The sequence below is a fragment of the Streptomyces sp. BYX5S genome (assembly GCF_054724165.1).
Genome location: NZ_CM138829.1, coordinates 7,564,377 through 7,583,783, shown reverse-complemented (window position 1 = coordinate 7,583,783; position 19,407 = coordinate 7,564,377). Strand labels below are relative to the sequence as shown.

Annotated in this window: 21 protein-coding genes and 3 tRNA genes; 20 read left to right on the top strand and 4 right to left on the bottom strand. The window is 71.0% G+C overall.

Annotated elements, in window-relative coordinates; genetic code table 11:
- Nucleotides 1-5: 5 nt before the first annotated feature.
- The 5 genes from ACYBSK_RS34205 to ACYBSK_RS34185 all read left to right on the top strand — a co-directional run bounded on the left by ACYBSK_RS34205 (nt 6) and on the right by ACYBSK_RS34185 (nt 5,112).
- Nucleotides 6-1,580, top strand: a complete 1,575-nt coding sequence (locus tag ACYBSK_RS34205) for a complex I subunit 4 family protein (protein WP_460244403.1) — start codon at nt 6-8, stop codon at nt 1,578-1,580.
- On the top strand, nt 1,577-3,157 hold the full coding sequence (locus tag ACYBSK_RS34200; protein ID WP_460244402.1) for an NADH-quinone oxidoreductase subunit N: 1,581 nt from the start codon (nt 1,577-1,579) through the stop codon (nt 3,155-3,157). The genes ACYBSK_RS34205 and ACYBSK_RS34200 overlap by 4 nt, the downstream gene beginning before the upstream one ends.
- A 48-nt stretch (nt 3,158-3,205) precedes the next feature.
- The gene (gene mscL / locus ACYBSK_RS34195) at nt 3,206-3,661 is read left to right on the top strand and encodes a large conductance mechanosensitive channel protein MscL (protein WP_457481118.1); all 456 of its coding nucleotides are present in this window, start codon (nt 3,206-3,208) and stop codon (nt 3,659-3,661) included.
- Between the two features lie 198 nt (nt 3,662-3,859).
- Nucleotides 3,860-4,723, top strand: a complete 864-nt coding sequence (htpX, locus tag ACYBSK_RS34190) for a zinc metalloprotease HtpX (RefSeq protein ID WP_457481117.1) — start codon at nt 3,860-3,862, stop codon at nt 4,721-4,723.
- A complete protein-coding gene (locus tag ACYBSK_RS34185; protein WP_457481116.1) occupies nt 4,720-5,112 on the top strand; it encodes a YccF domain-containing protein in 393 nt (130 codons plus the stop codon). Before htpX ends, ACYBSK_RS34185 begins: the two co-directional genes overlap by 4 nt.
- Here ACYBSK_RS34185 and ACYBSK_RS34180 read toward each other — a convergent pair.
- Nucleotides 5,109-6,368 (bottom strand): APC family permease, encoded by a 1,260-nt coding sequence (locus ACYBSK_RS34180; protein ID WP_460244401.1) that lies wholly within the window; start codon nt 6,366-6,368, stop codon nt 5,109-5,111. The genes ACYBSK_RS34185 and ACYBSK_RS34180 overlap by 4 nt on opposite strands.
- Before the next feature lie 179 nt (nt 6,369-6,547).
- On the opposite strand from ACYBSK_RS34180, the gene ACYBSK_RS34175 reads away from it, so the two are divergent.
- Nucleotides 6,548-6,820, top strand: a complete 273-nt coding sequence (locus tag ACYBSK_RS34175) for a GlsB/YeaQ/YmgE family stress response membrane protein (protein WP_457481114.1) — start codon at nt 6,548-6,550, stop codon at nt 6,818-6,820.
- Nucleotides 6,821-6,905: 85 nt separating this feature from the next.
- Here ACYBSK_RS34175 and ACYBSK_RS34170 read toward each other — a convergent pair whose 3' ends face one another.
- The gene (locus ACYBSK_RS34170) at nt 6,906-7,394 is read right to left on the bottom strand and encodes a YajQ family cyclic di-GMP-binding protein (RefSeq protein ID WP_457481113.1); all 489 of its coding nucleotides are present in this window, start codon (nt 7,392-7,394) and stop codon (nt 6,906-6,908) included.
- 225 nt (nt 7,395-7,619) lie between these two features.
- Here ACYBSK_RS34170 and ACYBSK_RS34165 point away from each other — a divergent pair.
- From ACYBSK_RS34165 to ACYBSK_RS34145, 5 genes are all read left to right on the top strand, one after another.
- A tRNA-Tyr gene (locus tag ACYBSK_RS34165) sits at nt 7,620-7,701 on the top strand.
- 219 nt (nt 7,702-7,920) lie between these two features.
- Nucleotides 7,921-8,514: a hypothetical protein gene (locus ACYBSK_RS34160; RefSeq protein WP_460244400.1), complete on the top strand. Its 594-nt coding sequence runs from the start codon at nt 7,921-7,923 to the stop codon at nt 8,512-8,514.
- Between the two features lie 236 nt (nt 8,515-8,750).
- Entirely contained in the window at nt 8,751-10,664 is a 1,914-nt protein-coding gene (locus tag ACYBSK_RS34155; protein ID WP_460244399.1) for a RiPP maturation radical SAM C-methyltransferase, read from the top strand.
- Nucleotides 10,665-11,068: 404 nt separating this feature from the next.
- Complete coding sequence (locus tag ACYBSK_RS34150) at nt 11,069-11,371, top strand: DUF5825 family protein (protein WP_460244398.1); 303 nt, start codon at nt 11,069-11,071, stop codon at nt 11,369-11,371.
- A 96-nt stretch (nt 11,372-11,467) separates the two neighbouring features.
- Nucleotides 11,468-11,680 (top strand): hypothetical protein, encoded by a 213-nt coding sequence (locus tag ACYBSK_RS34145; protein ID WP_356375939.1) that lies wholly within the window; start codon nt 11,468-11,470, stop codon nt 11,678-11,680.
- Nucleotides 11,681-11,804: 124 nt separating this feature from the next.
- On the opposite strand, the gene ACYBSK_RS34140 is transcribed toward ACYBSK_RS34145, so the two are convergent.
- Together ACYBSK_RS34140 and ACYBSK_RS34135 are read right to left on the bottom strand one after the other, a co-directional pair.
- A complete protein-coding gene (locus ACYBSK_RS34140) occupies nt 11,805-12,461 on the bottom strand; it encodes an SDR family oxidoreductase (RefSeq protein WP_457481110.1) in 657 nt (218 codons plus the stop codon).
- A 147-nt stretch (nt 12,462-12,608) separates the two neighbouring features.
- Nucleotides 12,609-13,859 carry an amidohydrolase family protein gene (locus ACYBSK_RS34135; RefSeq protein ID WP_460244397.1) on the bottom strand — a complete coding sequence of 417 codons (1,251 nt, stop codon included), beginning with the start codon at nt 13,857-13,859 and terminating at the stop codon, nt 12,609-12,611.
- Between the two features lie 262 nt (nt 13,860-14,121).
- Here ACYBSK_RS34135 and ACYBSK_RS34130 point away from each other — a divergent pair.
- The 9 genes from ACYBSK_RS34130 to ACYBSK_RS34090 all read left to right on the top strand — a co-directional run bounded on the left by ACYBSK_RS34130 (nt 14,122) and on the right by ACYBSK_RS34090 (nt 19,390).
- Nucleotides 14,122-14,194: transfer RNA gene (locus tag ACYBSK_RS34130), tRNA-Thr, on the top strand.
- Between the two features lie 46 nt (nt 14,195-14,240).
- A tRNA-Met gene (locus ACYBSK_RS34125) sits at nt 14,241-14,313 on the top strand.
- A gap of 93 nt (nt 14,314-14,406) precedes the next feature.
- A complete protein-coding gene (rpmG, locus tag ACYBSK_RS34120; protein WP_003948671.1) occupies nt 14,407-14,571 on the top strand; it encodes a 50S ribosomal protein L33 in 165 nt (54 codons plus the stop codon).
- Nucleotides 14,572-14,724: 153 nt separating this feature from the next.
- Nucleotides 14,725-15,177, top strand: coding sequence for an FAS1-like dehydratase domain-containing protein (locus ACYBSK_RS34115; RefSeq protein WP_457481108.1), 453 nt, complete (start codon nt 14,725-14,727; stop codon nt 15,175-15,177).
- Between the two features lie 5 nt (nt 15,178-15,182).
- On the top strand, nt 15,183-15,611 hold the full coding sequence (locus ACYBSK_RS34110) for a MaoC family dehydratase (RefSeq protein WP_457481107.1): 429 nt from the start codon (nt 15,183-15,185) through the stop codon (nt 15,609-15,611).
- Between the two features lie 168 nt (nt 15,612-15,779).
- Entirely contained in the window at nt 15,780-16,337 is a 558-nt protein-coding gene (locus tag ACYBSK_RS34105) for a TetR/AcrR family transcriptional regulator (RefSeq protein WP_457481106.1), read from the top strand.
- 88 nt (nt 16,338-16,425) lie between these two features.
- The gene (locus ACYBSK_RS34100) at nt 16,426-17,862 is read left to right on the top strand and encodes a DHA2 family efflux MFS transporter permease subunit (RefSeq protein ID WP_460244396.1); all 1,437 of its coding nucleotides are present in this window, start codon (nt 16,426-16,428) and stop codon (nt 17,860-17,862) included.
- A gap of 29 nt (nt 17,863-17,891) precedes the next feature.
- On the top strand, nt 17,892-18,272 hold the full coding sequence (locus tag ACYBSK_RS34095) for a DUF3291 domain-containing protein (RefSeq protein ID WP_460244395.1): 381 nt from the start codon (nt 17,892-17,894) through the stop codon (nt 18,270-18,272).
- A gap of 62 nt (nt 18,273-18,334) precedes the next feature.
- A complete protein-coding gene (locus tag ACYBSK_RS34090; protein ID WP_460244394.1) occupies nt 18,335-19,390 on the top strand; it encodes a UDP-N-acetylmuramate dehydrogenase in 1,056 nt (351 codons plus the stop codon).
- Nucleotides 19,391-19,407 lie beyond the last annotated feature (17 nt).

Genomic DNA, 19,407 nt, shown 5'->3' with positions numbered 1-19,407 from the left:
CAGCCGTGATCGATATCAGCGAATCCGTGATGCAGTTCCTTCTCGCATTGATCGTCGTCGGCCCGCTCATCGGCGCCGTCCTCGCCCTTCTCCCGGCCCCGCCCGGACTGAAGGGGAAGTCACCCGACCAGGCCGTGCTCCGCCACGGCGTGACCGTGACCGGCGCGATCCTCGCCGCCGCGATCGTCCTCGCGCTCGGCTTCGACCACGACCAGCCGTCGAGGATGCAGGCCACGACCGACATCAGCTGGATTCCCGCGCTCGACGTGCGGATCCACCTCGGCATCGACGGCATCTCCCTCCCCCTCCTGGTCCTGACCGCGCTGCTGACGTTCCTGTGCGCGCTGTACTCCTACTTCCGCATGCCGGCCGGGCCGTCCCCCAAGGGCTTCGTGGCCCTGATCCTCGTCCTGGAATCGGGCACGCTCGCGACCTTCGCCGTACTGGACCTCCTCCTCTTCTTCCTCGCGTTCGAGATGGTCCTCATCCCGATGTACTTCCTCATCGCCCGCTGGGGCGGCGAGCAACGAGCGCAGGCGGCCTGGAAGTTCATCCTCTTCACGCTGCTCGGCTCGGTCGTGATGCTGCTCGGCCTCCTCCTTATCGGCGTTAAGTCGGGCACGTTCGACATGATGGCACTCGCCACTGACAACGGCCGGAACCTGACCGCATCCGTGCAGGTCATCGCCGTTCTGGCGATCGGGATCGGGCTCGCGGTGAAGACCCCGATGTGGCCGCTGCACAGCTGGCTGCCGGACGCCCACACCGCCGCCCCGACCGTCGGCTCGGTGCTCCTCGCCGGCGTGCTGCTGAAGATGGGTACGTACGGGTTCGTCAGGATCCTGCTGCCCATCACGCCCGACGGGATGCGGACCTTCGCGCCGTACCTCGCCGCGCTCGCCGTCATCGGGATCATCTACGGGTCCCTGGCCTGCCTGAACCTGGCGAAGCAGGGCGCGAAGGGCGACCTCAAGCGCCTCATCGCGTACTCCTCCGTCGGCCACATGGGCTTCGTGCTGCTCGGCATCGCGACGATGAGCCCGACCGGCGTGAACGGCGCGCTGTTCGCCAACATCGCCCACGGCCTCATCACCGGCCTGCTCTTCTTCCTCGTCGGCGCGCTCAAGGACCGGGCCGGCACCAGCGACCTCGACGCCCTCGCCGAGCAGGGCGGCATGGCCCTGTACGGCAAGGCCCCGCGCCTCGGCGGCCTGCTCGCCTTCGGCGCCGTCGCCTCGCTCGGCCTGCCGGGGCTGGCCGGGTTCTGGGGCGAGATGCTCGCCCTGTTCGGCGCGTTCAAGCCCGCCGACGGCCTCAGCCGCCCGGCCTTCCTCGTCTTCATGGCGATCGCGGCCTTCGGCACCCTGCTCACCGCCGCGTACATGCTCATCGTCGTCCGCCGCGTCTGCATGGGCCCCCGCCCGACGGAGGCGGTGGCCGTCGCCGACGTCCGTGGGTACGAGTTCGCCGCCTGGACCCCGCTCGTCGCCCTCACCGTTCTCGCGGGTCTGTGGCCCGCGGCCCTGCTCGGCCTCACCAACCCGGCCGTCCAGAAGCTCCTCGCAGGAGGCCTCCAGTGATCGCCGTCGCAGCGCCCTCCGTGGCGTCCGCCGCGCCCTCCGTGACGTCCCTCGTCCAGTCCGTCGACTGGGTCGCCATCGCGCCGCCCACGATCGCGGCGGTCGTGGCCCTCGCCGTGCTGGTCGCCGACCTGTTCGTGGGGGAGGCCCGCAAGCAGGTCCTGGGCTGGATCTCCGTGGCGGGCCTGGCCGCCGCGGCGCTCGCGCTGGTGCCGCTGGTCGGCGACGAGCGCTCCACGTTCTGCCTCAAGGGCGCCCCCTACGACGCGTGCAGCTACACGGCGGACCGCTTCACGCTCGTCATCCAGTTCCTGGTCCTGGCGGGCGCCCTGCTCACCGCGCTGCTCTCGATCAGCTCCCTGAAGGACGCGAAGAACGCCAACAAGCAACTCCCCGAAGGGGAGTTCTGGTTCCTCCTGCTGTCCTCCGCCGCGGGCGCCGCCCTGCTGCCCGCCTCCCGCGACATCGCCACGCTCGTCGTCGCCCTCGAAGTCGCCTCGCTGCCCGCCTTCGCCCTCGTCGGCCTCAAGCAGGGCGACAGGCGCTCCTCCGACGCGGCCCTGAAGTTCTTCCTCTCCTCGGTCACCGCGACCGCCGTCACCCTCCTCGGCGCGAGCTTCGTCTACGCGGCCACGGGCAGCCTGCACCTCACCAGGATCGCCACCGAACTCACGCACGTGGACGGGCAGTTCCAGACCCTCGCCCAGGCCGGCGTCGCGCTCACCCTCGTCGGCTTCGCCTTCAAGACGGCCGCCGTACCGTTCCACTTCTGGGTGCCCGACACCTACGTGGGCGCGCCGCTGCCGATCGCCGCCTACCTGTCGGTCATCGGCAAGGCCGTCGGCTTCTCCGGCCTCATCCTCGTCACGGTCGTCGCGTTCCCCTCGTACGCCGACGTGTGGGGGCCCGCCCTCGCGGCCCTCGCCGCCTTGACGATGACCGTCGGCAACGTCGCCGCCCTCCGCCAGCAGTCCACGCGCGCGTACAGCGCCGTACGGCTGCTCGCCTGGTCCTCGGTCGGCCAGGCCGGATACCTCCTGGTGCCGATCGCCGCGGCCGCGTACTCCGACGACCCCCAGAAGTCGATCGGCTCCACCCTCGCCTACGCCCTCATGTACGCCGCGGTGAACCTCGGCGCCTTCGCCGTGGCCGCCCTGGTGGCGCGTACGAAGCCGCTCAACCGCGTCAGCGACTACCGCGGCCTGTACGCCACGCGCCCGCTCGCCGCGCTCGTCCTGGGCTTCTTCCTGCTGTGCCTCGCCGGTCTGCCGCCGGGCATCATCGGGCTCTTCGCGAAGGTCACCGTCTTCTCCGCGGCCGTCGACGCGGGCCTCGGCTGGCTCGCCGTCGTCATGGGCGTGAACGTGGTGATCGCGCTCTTCTACTACCTCCAGTGGACCGCGACGCTCTTCCGCGCCCCCGAGGGTGCCCCTGAAGGCACTCCTGAAGGCGTACCGGCCACCTACCGGCCCTCGGCGCCCCTCACCGCAGCCATCGCCGTGACGGCCTTGGTGGGCGTCGCCCTGTCCGGAGCGCCGCAGCTCGTCCTGCGCTTTGCTTCCACGGGCCTCTTCTAGCACCCTCGTACGGCATTCGAAAACGCCCCACCTTCAAGGAGAAATGCCGTGCTGAGCGGGTTCAAGGACTTCATCCTTCGCGGAAACATCATCACGATGGCCATCGGCCTCGCGGTCGGAACCGCGTTCACGGCTGTGGTCACCGCTCTCAGTACGGCGTTCATCGCGCCCCTCATCGGTATCGCCACGCAGTCGACCGGCGACTTCAGCGAGGCGCACTTCACGGTCGAGGGCACCGACTTCCCGTACGGCAAGTTCGTCAGCGCGATCATCGCCTTCCTGATCACCGCCGCGGTGCTCTACTTCCTGATCGTCGTCCCGATGATGAAGCTCCAGGCGCGCATCGACCGCGGCAAGCCCGTCGACATCAAGGCGGCGCTGCGCGACTGCCCGCGCTGCTACACGCAGATCCCCGGCATCGCCACCCGCTGCGCGCACTGCACGAGCGAGATCGAGGCGGACCCGGAGGCCCTGGAGCTCGCCGGGCTGCCGAAGCAGCGCTGACCCGGTCGGCCTACACGCCCGCACGGGCCGCCCGGCGCGCACAAGGGAACTCGGCCTCCTCGTCTGGCGTTGACCAGTAAGGGAGGGTCCACTGGACGTGGAAGCACGGCGTGGCGACACGCACCGGCTCCAGACCCAGTGGAAGCAGCAGATCAGCAAGCAGTGGGTTCCCCTGCCGCACCATCAGGAGGGCGTACCGTGCACCGCCGGCACAACGGGTTGAAGACCGCCGTACTCCTCGGCGGCCTGTCCGCCCTGATCCTCGTCATCGGCAGCTTCTTCGGCCGTACGGGACTCATCATCGGGCTCGTCATCGCCCTGGGAACGAACGCGTACGCGTACTGGAACAGCGACAAGCTGGCCCTGCGCGCCATGCGCGCGCGCCCGGTGAGCGAATTCGAGGCGCCCGCTCTCTACCGGATGGTGCGCGAGCTCTCCACGCAGGCACGGCAGCCGATGCCGCGCCTGTACATCTCTCCCACCGAGGCGCCGAACGCGTTCGCGACGGGCCGCAACCCGCGCAACGCGGCGGTGTGCTGCACCGAGGGAATCCTGCGCATCCTGGACGAGCGCGAGCTGCGCGGTGTCATCGGGCACGAGCTCAGCCACGTCTACAACCGGGACATCCTGATCTCCTCGGTCGCCGGCGCCCTCGCCTCCGTGATCATGTTCCTGGTCAACTTCGCGTGGCTGATCCCGGTCGGCCGTTCGAACGACGACGACGGCCCCGGCATCTTCGGAATGCTCTTGATCATGATCCTGGGGCCGCTCGCCGCGTCCCTCATCCAGCTCGCCATCAGCCGCTCGCGCGAGTACGAGGCCGATGCCTCGGGCGCCCAGCTGACCGGTGACCCGCTCGCTCTGGCGAGCGCCCTGCGCAAGCTCGACGCGGGCACCAAACAGCTGCCGCTGCCGCCCGAGCCGCGCATCGAGACGGCGAGCCACATGATGATCGCCAACCCCTTCCGCCCCGGCCAGGGAATGTCGAAGATGTTCTCCACGCACCCGCCGATGGCGGAGCGGATCTCCCGGCTCGAGCAGATGGCAGGTCGCCAACAGTGAAGACAATCCTCAACGTCATCTGGCTGGTCCTCAGCGGCTTCTGGCTGTTCCTCGGCTACCTGCTGGCCGGCCTTCTCCTGTGCATCACCGTCATCGGGATCCCGTTCGGCATCGCCGCCTTCAGGATCGGCGTCTACGCCCTGTGGCCCTTCGGGAAGACGACCGTCGAGCGCAGGGACGCGGGCGCGCCCTCCTGCGTCGGCAACGTCCTGTGGCTGATCCTCGCGGGCTGGTGGCTGGCCCTGGCGCACATCACCACGGGCATCGCCCTGTGCATCACGATCATCGGCATCCCGTTCGGCATCGCCAACTTCAAGATGATCCCCATCTCGCTGCTGCCGCTCGGCCGCGACATCGTGCCCACGGACCAGCCGTTCGCGGCCCGCTAGGCGGACGCGTTCCCGGCCCCACGCGCGCGTAGCCGCACCGCGTAGGCGAGCGCGCCCAGGGCGAGGACGCCCGCGCCCGTCGCCACGGACGACGCGGGCAGCGAGCACGCCAGCGCCAGGCACCCCACGACCCCCAGCGCGGGCAGCGCCCGCGCGCGTACCGCGGAACTCAACGTCCACGCCGAGGCGTTGGCGATCGTGTAGTACACGAGCACGCCGAACGACGAGAACCCGATCGCCCCGCGTACGTCCACGAGAGCCGCCACGACGGCCACCGCGGCGCCCACCGCGAGCTCGGCCCGCCGCGGCACCCGGTAGCGCGGGTGCACGGCCGCCAGAGCGCCCGGCAGATGCCGGTCCCGCGCCATCGCCAGCGTCGTCCGGGACACCCCCAGGATCAGCGCGAGCAGCGACCCCAGCGCCGCCACCGCTGCCCCGACCCGCACCACCGGCACGAGCCCGTCACCGCCTGCCGCCCGCACGGCGTCCGCCAGCGGCGCGGAGGCCCCCGCGAGCCCGTCCACGCCCAGCACCGTGAGGGCGGCCGCGCCCACGGCGGCGTACACGACCAGGGCGATCCCGAGCGCCATGGGGATCGCCCGCGGGATGGTCCGCGCGGGATCGCGCACCGCCTCGCCGAGCGTCGCCACGCGCGCGTACCCGGCGAACGCGAAGAACAGCAGCCCCGCGCCGCCCAGCACCCCGCTCACGCCCTCGGAGAGGCCAGGGGCGAGCCGACCCACCTCGGCGCTCCCCGAGCCCGTACAGGCCACTACGACGGCCGCCAGGACGGCGAGCACGACCGCCACGACGATCCGCGTCACCCAGGCCGACTTCTCGACGCCGAAGCAGTTCACGGCCGTCAGCGCCACGACCGCCGCGACCGCCACCGCGTGCGCCTGCCCCGGCCACACGTACGTGCCCACGGTCAGCGCCATCGCCGCGCACGAGGCCGACTTGCCGACCACGAACGCCCAGCCCGCCAAGTACCCCCAGAAGGGCCCGAGCCGCTCCCGCCCGTACACGTACGTGCCACCGGAAACGGGATACAGGGCCGCCAGCCGCGCCGACGACATCGCGTTGCAGTAGGCCACCACGGCCGCCACCGCCAGCGCGTACAGCACCCCCGTACCGGCAGCCCGCGCGGCGGGTCCCAGCGCCGCGAAGACGCCCGCCCCGATCATCGACCCGAGACCGACGACGACGGCGTCCCGTACCCCCAAAGCCCTCCGCAGGGGCGTTCCCGACTGTGTCATGTGCCGCACCCTAGAGGGCTCTTGCAACCACTCCGTGCCTGCCCGTCGTCCTTCTGGGCAGCAGGAGGCCAGGAACGCACCCCGCGCGCCAGGGCACTTCAGAACAGCACTACAGATCAAAAGCACTACAGATCAGCAGCACTACAGATCGAAAGCACTAGAGAAGGGCAGAACACGGCATGAGCATCATCGGCTGGATCATCCTCGGGCTACTGGCCGGTGCCATCGCCAAGTTCCTTCTGCCGGGCAGGGACCCGGGCGGCCTGATCGGCACGACCCTCATAGGCGTCGCCGGTTCCTTCATCGGCGGCTGGATATCGTCCCGCTGGCTCGACCGCCCCGTCTCCACCGACTTCTACGACGGTGCCACCTGGGTCGCCGCGATCGGCGGGGCCCTGGTCCTCCTGATCGCGTACCGCATCTTCTTCGGCCACTCGCGCGGCCGCCGCTGAGACGCAGCCGGCAGCAAGAAGGGGCGGCACCCGCCGGGTGCCGCCCCTTCCCACGTCCGAGGGCCCGCAAGGGTCCACGGAGGTCCTACCGGTAGTTCACGAACTGCAGAGCGAAGTCGAAGTCCTTGCCCTTGAGCAGCTGCTGGACGGCCTGCAGGTCGTCCCGGCTCTTGGAGCTGACACGCAGCTCGTCGCCCTGCACCTGCGCCTTGACGCCCTTCGGCCCCTCGTCGCGGATCGTCTTCGCGACCTTCTTGGCGTTCTCCTGGGAGATGCCCTCCTCGATGGAGGCGAAGATCTTGTACTCCTTGCCGGACAGCTGCGGCTCACCGGCGTCCAGCGACTTCAGCGAGATCCCGCGCTTGACCAGCTTGGTCTGGAAGATGTCGAGGATGGCCTTGACCCGGTCCTCGCCGTTGGCCTCCATCAGGATCTTCTCGCCGGACCAGGAGATGGAGGCGCCCACGTTCTTGAAGTCGTAGCGCTGCGAGATTTCCTTGGCGGCCTGGTTGAGGGCGTTGTCGACCTCCTGCCGCTCGACCTTCGAGACGATGTCGAAACTGGAGTCGGCCATGTCCTGTGGCTCCTTGTATCGGGGTTGGATCGGCTGCCGGTCGGCTTCCGACCGGCTTCCGCTCGGGCTGCGCGGCGCGCGGTCGCGCCGAGTGCAAAGCCTAGTCACCGCACGGCACGCGGCCGCCGGTCAATCGGGTGGCGAAGCACCCCTGTGCATCAGGTATTGTTTACGTCGTTGCCAGCGAGCACCGCCGAGAGGCGAGGCCCCAGGCAGCAAACCCAAGGCGGTGTGCCCGAGCGGCCAAAGGGAGCAGACTGTAAATCTGCCGGCTCAGCCTTCCCAGGTTCGAATCCTGGCGCCGCCACACTTGGGAAAGACCCCTCCGAACTGCGGAAATGCAGGGCGGAGGGGTCTTCTTTTTGTTCGGGTGGCGATCGGCGGCGATCGGTGGCCCGTGGCCGGGCGGCGCGTCGCCTTGTCGGAATCGTTATATATGCCGATTGTCTTCGCTATGTACCAAAAACACGCGATCTTTGGCCGCGGGGGACTGAGGGGCGGCGTGCGGAGGACGGTGGTGGGGGCCGTGACGGCAGCGGCGATCGGTTGTGCCACGACCACGGCCCTGGCCGCGACCGTGGCCACGGGGGCACCGAGCGCCGCCGATGACGGGCCTCCCGCGCCCGGCAGTGGGTTCCACGCCGCCCCGGAGGAGCCCGGCGGCTACGGGGCCGCGGAGGCGCCGGGCGAGAGCCAGGCGCCCGCGTCCGGATACGGCGACGAGCCGGACGGCTACGGAGCGGAGGAAGGGCCCTCCGGCTACGGCGAGGAAGCGACGCCCTCGACGACCTCGTCGGTGGGGGCTCCGGTCGTGGGCACGCCCTCCCCGTCCACGACCGCACCCCCGTCCACCACCCCCTCCACGACCCCGCCCTCCGGCCGGGCCACGCCCCCGGCTGGACCCTCGGCCGGGACGTCGTCGCCCAGCACCCCCGGCACCCCCGGCAGTCCGCCGTCGGCCACCGCGGGGCCGAAGTCGCCCACCGCCTCCGCTCCGCCCGCCCGACAGCTCGCCGAGACGGGCCCGGAGTACGGGAGTTACGTCCTCGGCGCGATCGCCGCGATGCTGGTCGCCGCCGGTGCGGGTCTCCGGTTCCTGTCGCGCAAGCCGCGTTCCTGACCGAGGCCCGGCACCGCCCCGCCGCCGTCCCGTCACCCGCCCTGCCACCGCCCCGTCGCCCACGGGGCGAGCATGGGCCCCCGCCCTCACCCCCGCCCGCCGCCCACCCGCATCCAACGCCCTTGTGTGATGGGTGAGGCGCCCATAAGGTGAACCGCCCTGTGGGGTACGGGCGTTCGGCCCGAGGTGGGGGGCGGGGGGCGGTATGTGAGCGGCGGCGGAAAAGGCAGGGCGGCATGCGCGTTGAGCTGGTGACCATGCCCTGGCACCCGATCGACCTGCCCTCCCTCCAGGTGGGCCTGCTGCACCAGCTGCTCCGCGAGGTCCGCCCGAGCGACGAGGTGCGCGAGTTCCACGGTTCGCTGCGCTGGGCCGAGTATCTGCTCGAACGGTCCGGAGGGCGCCTGAGCCCCGGCGACTACGAGGCGATCGGCAGCGACTCGATCTTCCACGGGATCGGCGACTGGGTGTTCTCGGGAGTCCTCTACGACGACGAGGACTGGGGCGCCACGCGGCTGCGCTCCTACGCGCGCGAGCGCGGGGTGAGCGCCGAGACCGTCGACACGGCCTTCGAGATGCGCCGCCACGCCTCCGCGTACATCGAGCGCTGTGCCACCGAGGTGCTGGCCCGCACCCCCGACCTCGTCGGCTTCACGACCACGTTCATGCAGAACGTTCCGTCCCTCGCCCTCGCCAGGGAGCTCAAGCGCCGCCGCCCCGCCCTGACCGTCGTCTTCGGCGGCAGCAACTGCGACGGACCCATGGGCCACGCCCTGCACCGCAACCACTCCTATGTGGACCACGTGGTGCGCGGGGAGGGCGAGTACGCCTTCCCGGCCCTCCTCGCCCACCTGGACGCGGGCACGGCCCCCTGCGACGTACCGGGGCTGTGCTGGTGGGACGCGGGCACCCCGGACACCCGCGACCGCGTATCCCGAGCCAACACCGAATCCCGTCGCACCGTGGCCCCGGCCCACATCCCCTCGCCCGACTACGACCAGTGGCACGCGGAGATCGAGGCCTCACCGGTCCTCGCGCACGTGTTCCCCAAGCTGGTCGTCGAAGGGGCCCGCGGCTGCTGGTGGGGCGAGAAGCACCACTGCACGTTCTGCGGCCTCAACGGCACCACCATGGCCTTCCGCGCCAAGCCCGGCGAGCGCCTGTGGGGCGAGATCGAGCGCCTCGTGCGCCGCCACCGCATCCTCGACGTCGTCACCGTCGACAACATCATCGACATGGCGTACTTCAAGGACTTCCTGCCGCTCGCCGCCGAGACCGGCTGGGACCTGCGGATCCACTACGAGGTGAAGTCCAACCTCAACCGAGCGCAGATCGCCCAGCTGGCCGCCGCGGGCGTCGTCCTGATCCAGCCCGGGATCGAAAGCCTCAGCAACCGCGTCCTCGACCTCATGGACAAGGGCGTCACCGGCGCCCGCAACATCCGCACCCTGCGCGAGTTCGACAACCACGGGATCACCTGCACCTGGAACTACCTCTACGGCTTCCCCGGCGAGACCGTGCGCGACTACGCGCGCGTGCTCGACCAAATGCCCGCCCTCGTGCACCTCCAGCCGCCGAGCGGCGCCTTCCGCATCCAACTGGAGCGCTTCAGCCCGCACTTCACCGACCCCGCCCTCGGGTTCGGCAAGCGGCGCCCGGCCGACATGTACCAGCACGTCTACGAGCTGCCGGAGTCCGAACTCGCCGACCTGGTCTACCTGTTCGACACCGAGGACGCCGGCATCGGCGGCGACACCGCGGACCGGCTGCTGCGGGCCGTGGACCAATGGCGGGCTCAGCACGCCACCTCGACGCTCGTCATGGAGCAGGCTGGCGAGGACGGGAACACGCTCCTCGTCCGCGACCGCCGCGAGGGCTGGCCGCGCCGCACCTACTGGTTCAACGGCTGGGAGGCCGCCGCCCTGCGCATCCTGGAGGAGGGCTGCGGCGAACCCGCCCTGCACCGCAGACTCGCCGCAGCGGGCCACGACGTCCAGGCCGAGGACCTGCGGGAGTGGATCGCCCAGGCCGTGCTGTTCGGCCTCCTCTACCGCGACGCCCGCACCTACGTGGCCCTGCCCACCCGCACCGCGCCGATCCGCGTCGGCCACGACCCCTCCGCCCCCACCGCACCGGCGACCGCCCCGTGACCGCGCTCCCGGACCTCGTCCCGCACCGCGTCCTCGGCACCCGCGTCCGCGTGACCGAACCGCTGGCCCTGCACGCCGACGGCCGCACGGCCACCCGGGCGGTCCAGCTCCTGCGCGAGTGCCAGGCGCGGGGGCTCACGGTGCACTGGGAGATGGAGCTCCCCACGCGCGCGGAAGAGAACGCGAGCGCCGCCACGCGTCATACGTATGACGCCCCGGCCCTCCATCGCCGTGTTACGTATGACGCTCCGTCCTCCAATCCCCGTGTTACGTATGACGCCCCGGCCCCCAACCCCCGTGTTACGTATGACCTCCGCCCTCTCCACCCTTCGCCCCCTCTCAACCCTCTCCGCTCCCTGCGCCACCTCCCACCCCCGGCCCAACATCCCGACGAGTCGGCCGAGTTGACGGCGTGGCGGACCGATCACGCCTACGGCCTGCTCTACCACCGCCGCGGCCCCGGCTTCGTCACGGTCATGGACCGCAGGGAGCGCCCCGCCTCGGCACGGTTCACGCTCGACCACCCCGACCTGCTCGCCGCATTCGACGCCCTGGACGACGCCGCGCCGCTCGACACGCTCGAACCGGCCCACCAAGAGGCGGCCCGCCACCTGGCAGAGGAACGGCTCGCGCTGATCGTGGACGGGTGGGCCGTGACGCTGCCGCCCCGTATGCGCCGCTGGCCCGTGCCGTGCATGGGGATCTGACGCCTCGCCGGAGCGCAAGAAACCCCCTCAGGAACCTTCCTGAGGGGGTTTCACCGTGTGCCCGTGGCGATCACGACGCAGACTGAACCCATGCCGATCACATCCCGCCGCCGAAATTGCCCCGAGTGCCGTCGCGAGATCGCGGTCGTCGCGGGCCGCTTCGCCCGCCACGATCCCCCCGGCACCCGCGCCGCAGGAGAGCTGGTCTCCTGCCCCGGCTCCCGTCGCCCCGCCCAGCTCGGCGCCGTGCAGGACGCGCTCGACGGATACGTGGTCCCGCACGTTCCGGGCCAGTTGCCGCTGTTCTGAGACGCGGGCGAGCTTGCGCGCAGGCCCCTGAGCGCCCTGCTGAGGGGCCGCGCGCGGACGACCGGCGCCGTCCCGCCAACCGTCCTGACCCGCCACCATCCCGGCGGTGTACGCGACCGACCGCTCAGTTCCCGGCGATCGACTTCACCGCGACCGTGACCGGCGTGGAGCCGGAGACCAGCTCCAGCGTCAGCCCGGTCGCGGCGGGCGTGTCCACCAGCTCCGCGAGGACGGCGGCCACGTCGTCGCGCGGCACGGGCCCACGTCCGGTCGAGGCCTCCAGACGGACGAGCCCGGTGCCGGCGTCGTTCGTCAGTTGGCCGGGCCGCAGGATCGTCCAGTCGAGGCCGGTACGGCGCCGTACGTCGTCGTCGGCCGCGCCCTTGGCCCGCAGATACACGTCGAAGATCTCGTCGCCCTGGTGCGCGGAGTCCGCCCCCATCGACGACACCACGACGTAGCGACGCACCTTGGCCCGCTCCGCGGCGTCCGCGAACAGCACGGCGGCGTCCCGGTCCACGGTGTCCTTGCGTTCGGCGCCGCTGCCCGGACCCGCGCCCGCCGCGAAGACGGCCGCGTCCGCACCCTGCAGATGCGCCGCGACCTCCTCGACGGACGCCGACTCCAGGTCGCACAGAACGGGTTCCGCTCCGGCGGCCCGCAGGGCCTCACCCTGCTCCGACCTGCGGATGATCCCGGCTACTTCGTCCCCGCGCGCGGAGAGCAGACGCTCGAGCCGCAGCGCGATCTGACCATGACCCCCAGCGATGACAATGCGCATGCCTTCGACCGTACGCCCGAGACGGAAGGTTCACCGCGCAACCATGCGGGCCGACGGGGCAGGTTCACCGCGCAACCACCCTGCGCGCCCCCGCAACCACGTGAGCCCGCACCGCCACCGCCCCGGGCCGCACGGCCGCACCCCCCCTCAAGCCGGCCCCCCACCCCCGTACTTGGCCGCCCGCCCCTGCCGCGGCAGATCGAGCGCGACCGCGGCCGCCGAGTCGCAGTACTCCCGCACCGCGCTGGTCCGCGCCACGACGCGCCCCCGGTGCACGACGATCCGGCTGTACGCGAGCGAGAGCGCCCCCGCGAGCCGGTCGCCCCGCACCGCGATCAGCTCCGCCGGGAACCCCGCCTCCACTCGCACCTCCGGCAGCCCGAGCGCCGCCCTCGCCGTGGAACTCACCGCGGCGTAGGCGTCCTCGGGGCGCAGCCCGTAGCGCGAGGCCAGCAGGTAGGCGGCCTCCAGCGGATCGCCGCGCCCCACCGGGTTCGACACGTCGCGCAGCGCCCCACTGCCCGCCGCGACCGGCACCCCGGCCGCCCGCAGCAGCCGCACCGGCGCCACCGCGCGCTCGTCGACGCCCGCGCACCCGCCCTGAGGCAGGCACGTCACGGTCACCCCGGCGGCCGCGAGCCGGTCCACGACGGGCCGCGCCACCTCCCCGGGCAGCCGGGAGAGCCCGCCCAGCGGACCGAGCGTGACACCCGTACGCAGCCCGGCGGCAGCCGCCGCGAGCCGCCCGAGCCGTGCCGGGTCGGCTCCGTCCGTGTGCAGGTCGACCGGGCAGCCGTGTTCGGCGGCGACCTCGAGGACCGCCTCGACGTAGCCCGTCGGATCGGGGTCCAGGTCCGGACAGCCGCCGACGACGGAGGCGCCCATCTTCACCGCGTCGCGCAGCATGGCCAGCCCGTCCGCCCCGGCGAGCCCGGTCAGCAGCCGCGGCATCGCGACCGTCCGCAGATCCGCCAGCCCCACCAGCGAACGCCGCGCCTGAAGGACGGCCTCCATCGAACCGAGCCCCTCCATGTCGCCGATCCGCACATGGGAGCGCACCGCGGTGGCCCCGTGGCCGAGTTGCAGCAGGGTGCTCTCGGTGGCCCGGCGTTGGACCTCCTCGGGGTCGTACGCGACGGGCCCCTCGCAGTCGGCCGACAGGGCCGTGTCGCCGTGCGCGTGCGGCTCGGCGGGGGCGGGGAGCAGGAGGCAGCCGGAGAGGTCCAGGCGCGTGCCGTGCGGGGCGAGGCTGCCCGTGGTGCCCACGGCCTCGATGCGCCCGCCGTCGAGCCGCACGTCCACGGTCCTGCCGTCGGTGAGCCGCGCGCCGCTCAGCAGCAGGCCGGAGCTGTCGGGCGCGTCGGGGGACGGTGGCTGCTGCGACGGACTGCCGGGCATCGCGCTCCTGAGGGCTCGGGGACGGCTCGGGGAGGGTTCGGTGGGGCTCCTACGAGGACTCGTGTCGCGCAACAAGATCACGCAGGGTGGGTCGAGCCTAGGACCGCGGCAGGGGCGCTCCGAGGAACGCCGCAAAAGTCGTACTGATGTGGTCCGAGGGGCGCAAGTGCCGCTCGGGAGAAGGCCGCAGCGTGCCCGGCAGACGGGGGCACGAAACGGATTTGGGCGATCGGCGGGCAACCGTGTAATGTCTTCATCGCTCGCCCCAATAGCTCAGTCGGTAGAGCGTCTCCATGGTAAGGAGAAGGTCTGCGGTTCGATTCCGCATTGGGGCTCTGGTGTGAAGTTCCCTCGCCTTCGGGTGAGGGGTCATCGCATCACAGCGGTGTAGCTCAGTCGGTAGAGCAAGCGGCTCATAATCGCTGTGTCACCGGTTCAAGTCCGGTCACCGCTACTGACAGTAGCCGATTGTGGGGTCGGTCCTTCGATCGGCTACTCTGCTATGTGTTAAACCTTTTGTCCCATCCGTTCGTCAAGGAGCACTCACGTGGCTGCCACCGACGTCCGCCCGAAGATCACGCTGGCCTGCGTGGAGTGCAAGGAGCGGAACTACATCACCAAGAAGAACCGGCGTAACAACCCGGACCGTCTTGAGATGAAGAAGCACTGCCCGCGTTGCAACGCGCACACCGCGCACCGCGAAACGCGATAAATCAGGCTCGTACACGAGGCCGTCCCCACTAGGGGGCGGCCTCGTGTCGTTTCCTCGATCTTCCTTCTCAGATTTCCCTTCCCAGATCTTGTTTCGTAGATCTCGTCCTGCGGATCAGGCAGGTCGAGAACACATCCAGGAGGTGCCGGGCCCATGGCGCTCGACCAGTCCTTCGTGGGGCGGACCTATCCGCCCACCGCCCCGTACGAGGTCGGCCGGGAGAAGATCCGTGAGTTCGCGGAGGCGGTGGGGGACACCAATCCCGCGTACGTCGACCGTGCCGCGGCCGAAGAGCTCGGTCACGCCGATGTGATCGCCCCGCCGACCTTTGTGTTCGCGATCACGTTCAAGGCCGCGGGCGAGGTCGTCCACGATCCGGAGCTGGGTCTCGACTACAGCCGGGTCGTGCACGGTGACCAGAAGTTCGCCTACACCCGTCCGGTGCGCGCCGGGGATCGACTCTCCGTGACGTCCACCATCGAGGGCATCAAGTCGCTCGCGGGCAACGACATCCTCGACGTGCGGGGCGAGGTGCACGACCAGAACGGTGAGCACGTCGTGACCGCCTGGACCAAGCTCGTCTCGCGCGCCGCTGAGGAGGCCTGATCGTCATGGCGACGACCATCAAGTACGCCGAGGTCGAGGTCGGCACCGAGCTGCCGGCGCAGACCTTCCCCGTGACGCGCGCCACGCTCGTGCAGTACGCGGGTGCCTCCGGCGACTTCAACCCCATCCACTGGAACGAGAAGTTCGCGGTCGAGGTCGGACTGCCGGACGTGATCGCGCACGGCATGTTCACCATGGCCGAGGCGATCCGCGTCGTCACCGACTGGACCGGCGACCCGGCCGCCGTCGTCGAGTACGGCGTGCGCTTCACCAAGCCGGTCGTCGTCCCCAACGACGACAAGGGTGCCGAGATCGAGGTCAGCGCCAAGGTCGCGGCCAAGCTCGACGACAACCGCGTACGGGTCGACCTGACCGCCATGAGCGCGGGCCAGAAGGTGCTGGGCATGTCGCGGGCGGTCGTGCAGCTGGCGTGATCGCCGCACCGTTCGGTCCATTGCCGCGCGTAAGGGGCGCTCTCCATGGGGGAGCGCCCCTTACGCGTTGCCGCAGCCCACAGCCCACAGCCCGCAGCCCGCAGCCGTTTCCTGGAGCCGCCGCGGAAGGGGTTGACGTAGATAGTGATTGGCCACTAACTTGCTCGCATGGTCAGGATGAGTGCGGAGGAGCGGCGCGAGAGCGTCGTCCGCGCGGCGATGGTCGAATTCGCCCGCGGCGGCTACAAGGGCACGTCCACCGAGGCGATCGCCAAGCGTGTGGGTGTCTCGCAGCCGTACCTCTTCCGGCTCTTCCCCGGCAAGGAGGCCATCTTCCTCGCGGCCTCGCGGCGCAGCTGCGACCGCACCATCGAGGTGTTCCGGCAGGCTGCGGAAGGACTCGAAGGCCAAGAGGCGCTGCACGCCATGGGCGCGGCCTATCAGGCCCTCATCGCCGACGACCCGGACGTGCTGCTCATGCAGATGCAGATGTACGTCGCCGTGGCCTCGGCCGAGGCGGCCGGCGACCGGGAGTTCGGCGAGACGCTGCGGGCCGGGTGGATGGAGATGTACGACACGGTGCAGGTGGCGCTGGGCCCGGACGTCGACGAGACGACCCAGTTCCTCGCCTACGGAATGCTCGTCAACGTGCTCGTGTCCATGGGTTTCCGGGCCGACCACCGGGTGTGGAAGGGCTTCTACGAGTCGGTTCAGCCGCGGCAGTAAGGCGCCCCGCGCGCGGAGCGGAGTGCCTTTTTTCATGGCCGCAAAAGTTAGTGATCAATAACTATCCAAGTGCACACTGGGGGAAGCAATGTCACAGAACACAGCACCAGTGCAACGCGGAGGAGCCCTCTGGGCCCTCCTGATCACCAGCGTCGCCGGCTTCATGGCGGCCCTCGACAACCTCGTCGTCACCACCGCCCTGCCGTCCATCCGCCAGGATCTCGGCGGCGCCCTGGACGACCTGGAGTGGACCGTCAGCGCCTACACGCTCACCTTCGCCGTCCTGCTGATGTTCGGCGCGGCGCTCGGCGACCGGTTCGGGCGGAGGCGGCTCTTCCTGGTCGGGCTCACGATCTTCACCGGGTCCTCCGCGGCCGCGGCCCTGGCCACCGGGATCGACGCGCTGATCGCCGCCCGCGCCGTCCAGGGCGTCGGCGCCGCGATCATGATGCCGCTCACCCTGACCCTGCTCACCGCGGCCGTCCCGGCGGCCAAGCGCGGCCTCGCGTACGGGATCTGGGGCGCGATCAACGGGCTCGCGGTGGCCTCCGGGCCGCTCATCGGCGGCAGCCTCACCGAGCACGTCTCCTGGCACTGGATCTTCTGGCTGAACGTTCCGCTGGGCCTCGCCCTGCTGCCGCTCGCCCGCCTGCGCCTGAAGGAGTCGTACGGCACCGGGGCCCGGCTCGACCTCCTGGGCACCCTCCTCGCCAGCGGCGGCCTGTTCGGCATCGTGTACGGCCTGGTGCGCGCGCCCGTCGTCGGGTGGACCGACACGCTCGTCCTGACCGGCCTGTTCGCGGGCGCGGCGCTGCTCGTCGGGTTCGTGCGCCACGGGATCCGCAACGAGAACTCCATGCTCCCCATGCGCCTCTTCCGCTCCCGGGCCTTCTCCGGGATCAACGCCGCGAGCCTGCTGATGTTCCTCGGGATGTTCGGCTCGATCTTCCTGCTCAGCCAGTTCCTGCAAGGCGTGCTCGGCTACTCGCCGACCGAGGCGGGCCTCAGGATGCTGCCCTGGACCGGCATGCCGATGCTCGTCGCGCCGATCGCCGGGATCCTCTCCGACCGCATCGGCGGCCGGCCCGTCGTCGCGGCGGGGCTCTTCCTCCAGGCCGTCGGACTCGGCTGGTTCGCCGCCGTGGTCGCCGTGGACGTCTCGTACGCCGCCCAACTGCCCGCCCTGATCATCAGCGGCATCGGCATGGCCCTCTACTTCGCCCCGGCCGCCAACCTGGTCATGTCCAGTGTCCTGCCCCAGGAACAGGGCATCGCCTCCGGTGCCAACAACGCGCTGCGCGAGGTCGGCGGCGCCCTGGGCATCGCGGTCATGTCGTCCGTCTTCTCGGCGCAGGGCGGCTACGACACCGCACAGCACTTCGTGAACGGGATCGAGCCCGCACTGTGGGTGGGCGCTGCGCTCGTGGCCGTGGCCGGCCTCGCCGCCCTGCTCATTCCCCGGGCCCGTCGCACCGCGCCCGTCGTGCGGGACGCCGAGCCCGCTCCCGCCCTGGAAAACGCCTGATCACCCGAGAACCCGCCGGGAGGAACGCGATGCCGACCCTGCCCTGGACCACACCGAACACCCCACCCGCGCGCGTGGAGGCCCATGTCTTCGCCTCCCGCTTCGAGACCCGCACCCTGTGGGGCGCCCTGAAGTTCCTTCTCCGCACGCCCGCCGTCTGGCGCCAGGTGGGACGGGCGCGGGGCGCCTACGGAGCGACCCTGAAGGCGGAGCCCCTGAAGCGCACCTTCTGGACGCTCTCCGTATGGGAGTCGCCCAAGGCCCTGCGAGACTTCGCGGCCACCGCGCCGCACGCGGGGATCTCCGCGGGCCTGCGGCGCCAGATGAGGGACGCGGCCTTCCGTACCTGGGAGACGTCGACCGACGAACTGCCGCTCCACTGGAAGGACGTCCAGCGGCGCTTTCAGTGAGTCCGGCCACGGCAGCAACGGCCCCGTCCGAGCGGCGGGGCCGTTCTCGTACCCTTGAGCGCGTGCAGGAACTCCACGACGCCCCTCTCGCCCCCCTGACCACCTTCCGGCTCGGCGGGCCCGCCACCCGGCTGCTCACCGCCACCACCGACGCCGAGGTGGTCGAAGCGGTGCGCGAGGCCGACGCCACCGGTACGCCGCTGCTGATCATCGGCGGCGGCAGCAACCTCGTCATCGGCGACAAGGGCTTCGCGGGCACCGCCCTGCGCATCGCCACGAAGGGCTTCGAACTCGACGGTACGAAGCTGGAGTTGGCGGCCGGTGAGGTCTGGACGGACGCCGTCGGGCGCACCGTCGACGCGGGCCTCGCGGGCATCGAGTGCCTCGCCGGGATCCCCGGCTCCGCGGGCGCGACGCCGATCCAGAACGTGGGCGCGTACGGCCAGGAGGTGTCCTCCACGATCACCGAGGTGATCGCCTACGACCGCACCACCGGCGAGACCGTCGCGCTCCCGAACGCCGAGTGCGCCTTCTCGTACCGGCACAGCCGCTTCAAGGCCGAACCCGACCGCTACGTGGTGCTGCGCGTGCGGTTCGAGCTGGAGGACGCGGGCGGCCTGAGCGCGCCCCTGAAGTACCCCGAGACCGCGCGCGCCCTCGGCGTGGAGGCAGGCGGCCGGGTGCCGGCCGCCCTCGCGCGCGAGACCGTGCTGAAGCTGCGCGGCGGCAAGGGCATGGTGCTCGACCCGGAGGACCACGACACCTGGTCGGCGGGGTCGTTCTTCACCAACCCGATCCTCGACGACCAGCAGTTCGCGGCCTTCCACGCGCGCGTGGTGGAGCGTCTGGGGCCGGACGCCAAGGCGCCCGCGTTCCCCGCGGGGGAGGGGCGCACCAAGACCTCGGCGGCCTGGCTCATCGACAAGGCGGGCTTCACCAAGGGCTACGGCGCCGGGCCCGCCCGCATCTCCACCAAGCACACGCTCGCCCTGACCAACCGCGGCGAGGCCACCACGGAGGACCTGCTCGCGCTCGCCCGCGAGGTCGTCGCCGGGGTCCGGGACGTCTTCGGCGTGACGCTGGTCAACGAGCCGGTGACGGTCGGCGTCAGCCTCTGAGCTCCATCCGGGGAGCG

What these genes read in the sequence shown, in the direction of transcription:
- ACYBSK_RS34105 (WP_457481106.1), top strand. Translation starts at nt 15,780, where the DNA reads ATGGTCAGGATGAGTGCGGAGGAGCGGCGCGAGAGCGTCGTCCGCGCG.
- ACYBSK_RS34115 (WP_457481108.1), top strand. Translation starts at nt 14,725, where the DNA reads ATGGCGCTCGACCAGTCCTTCGTGGGGCGGACCTATCCGCCCACCGCC.
- ACYBSK_RS34135 (WP_460244397.1), bottom strand. Translation starts at nt 13,859, where the DNA reads ATGCCCGGCAGTCCGTCGCAGCAGCCACCGTCCCCCGACGCGCCCGAC.
- ACYBSK_RS34095 (WP_460244395.1), top strand. Translation starts at nt 17,892, where the DNA reads ATGCCGACCCTGCCCTGGACCACACCGAACACCCCACCCGCGCGCGTG.
- ACYBSK_RS34155 (WP_460244399.1), top strand. Translation starts at nt 8,751, where the DNA reads ATGCGCGTTGAGCTGGTGACCATGCCCTGGCACCCGATCGACCTGCCC.
- ACYBSK_RS34110 (WP_457481107.1), top strand. Translation starts at nt 15,183, where the DNA reads ATGGCGACGACCATCAAGTACGCCGAGGTCGAGGTCGGCACCGAGCTG.
- ACYBSK_RS34170 (WP_457481113.1), bottom strand. Translation starts at nt 7,394, where the DNA reads ATGGCCGACTCCAGTTTCGACATCGTCTCGAAGGTCGAGCGGCAGGAG.
- ACYBSK_RS34140 (WP_457481110.1), bottom strand. Translation starts at nt 12,461, where the DNA reads ATGCGCATTGTCATCGCTGGGGGTCATGGTCAGATCGCGCTGCGGCTC.
- ACYBSK_RS34180 (WP_460244401.1), bottom strand. Translation starts at nt 6,368, where the DNA reads ATGACACAGTCGGGAACGCCCCTGCGGAGGGCTTTGGGGGTACGGGAC.
- ACYBSK_RS34175 (WP_457481114.1), top strand. Translation starts at nt 6,548, where the DNA reads ATGAGCATCATCGGCTGGATCATCCTCGGGCTACTGGCCGGTGCCATC.
- ACYBSK_RS34100 (WP_460244396.1), top strand. Translation starts at nt 16,426, where the DNA reads ATGTCACAGAACACAGCACCAGTGCAACGCGGAGGAGCCCTCTGGGCC.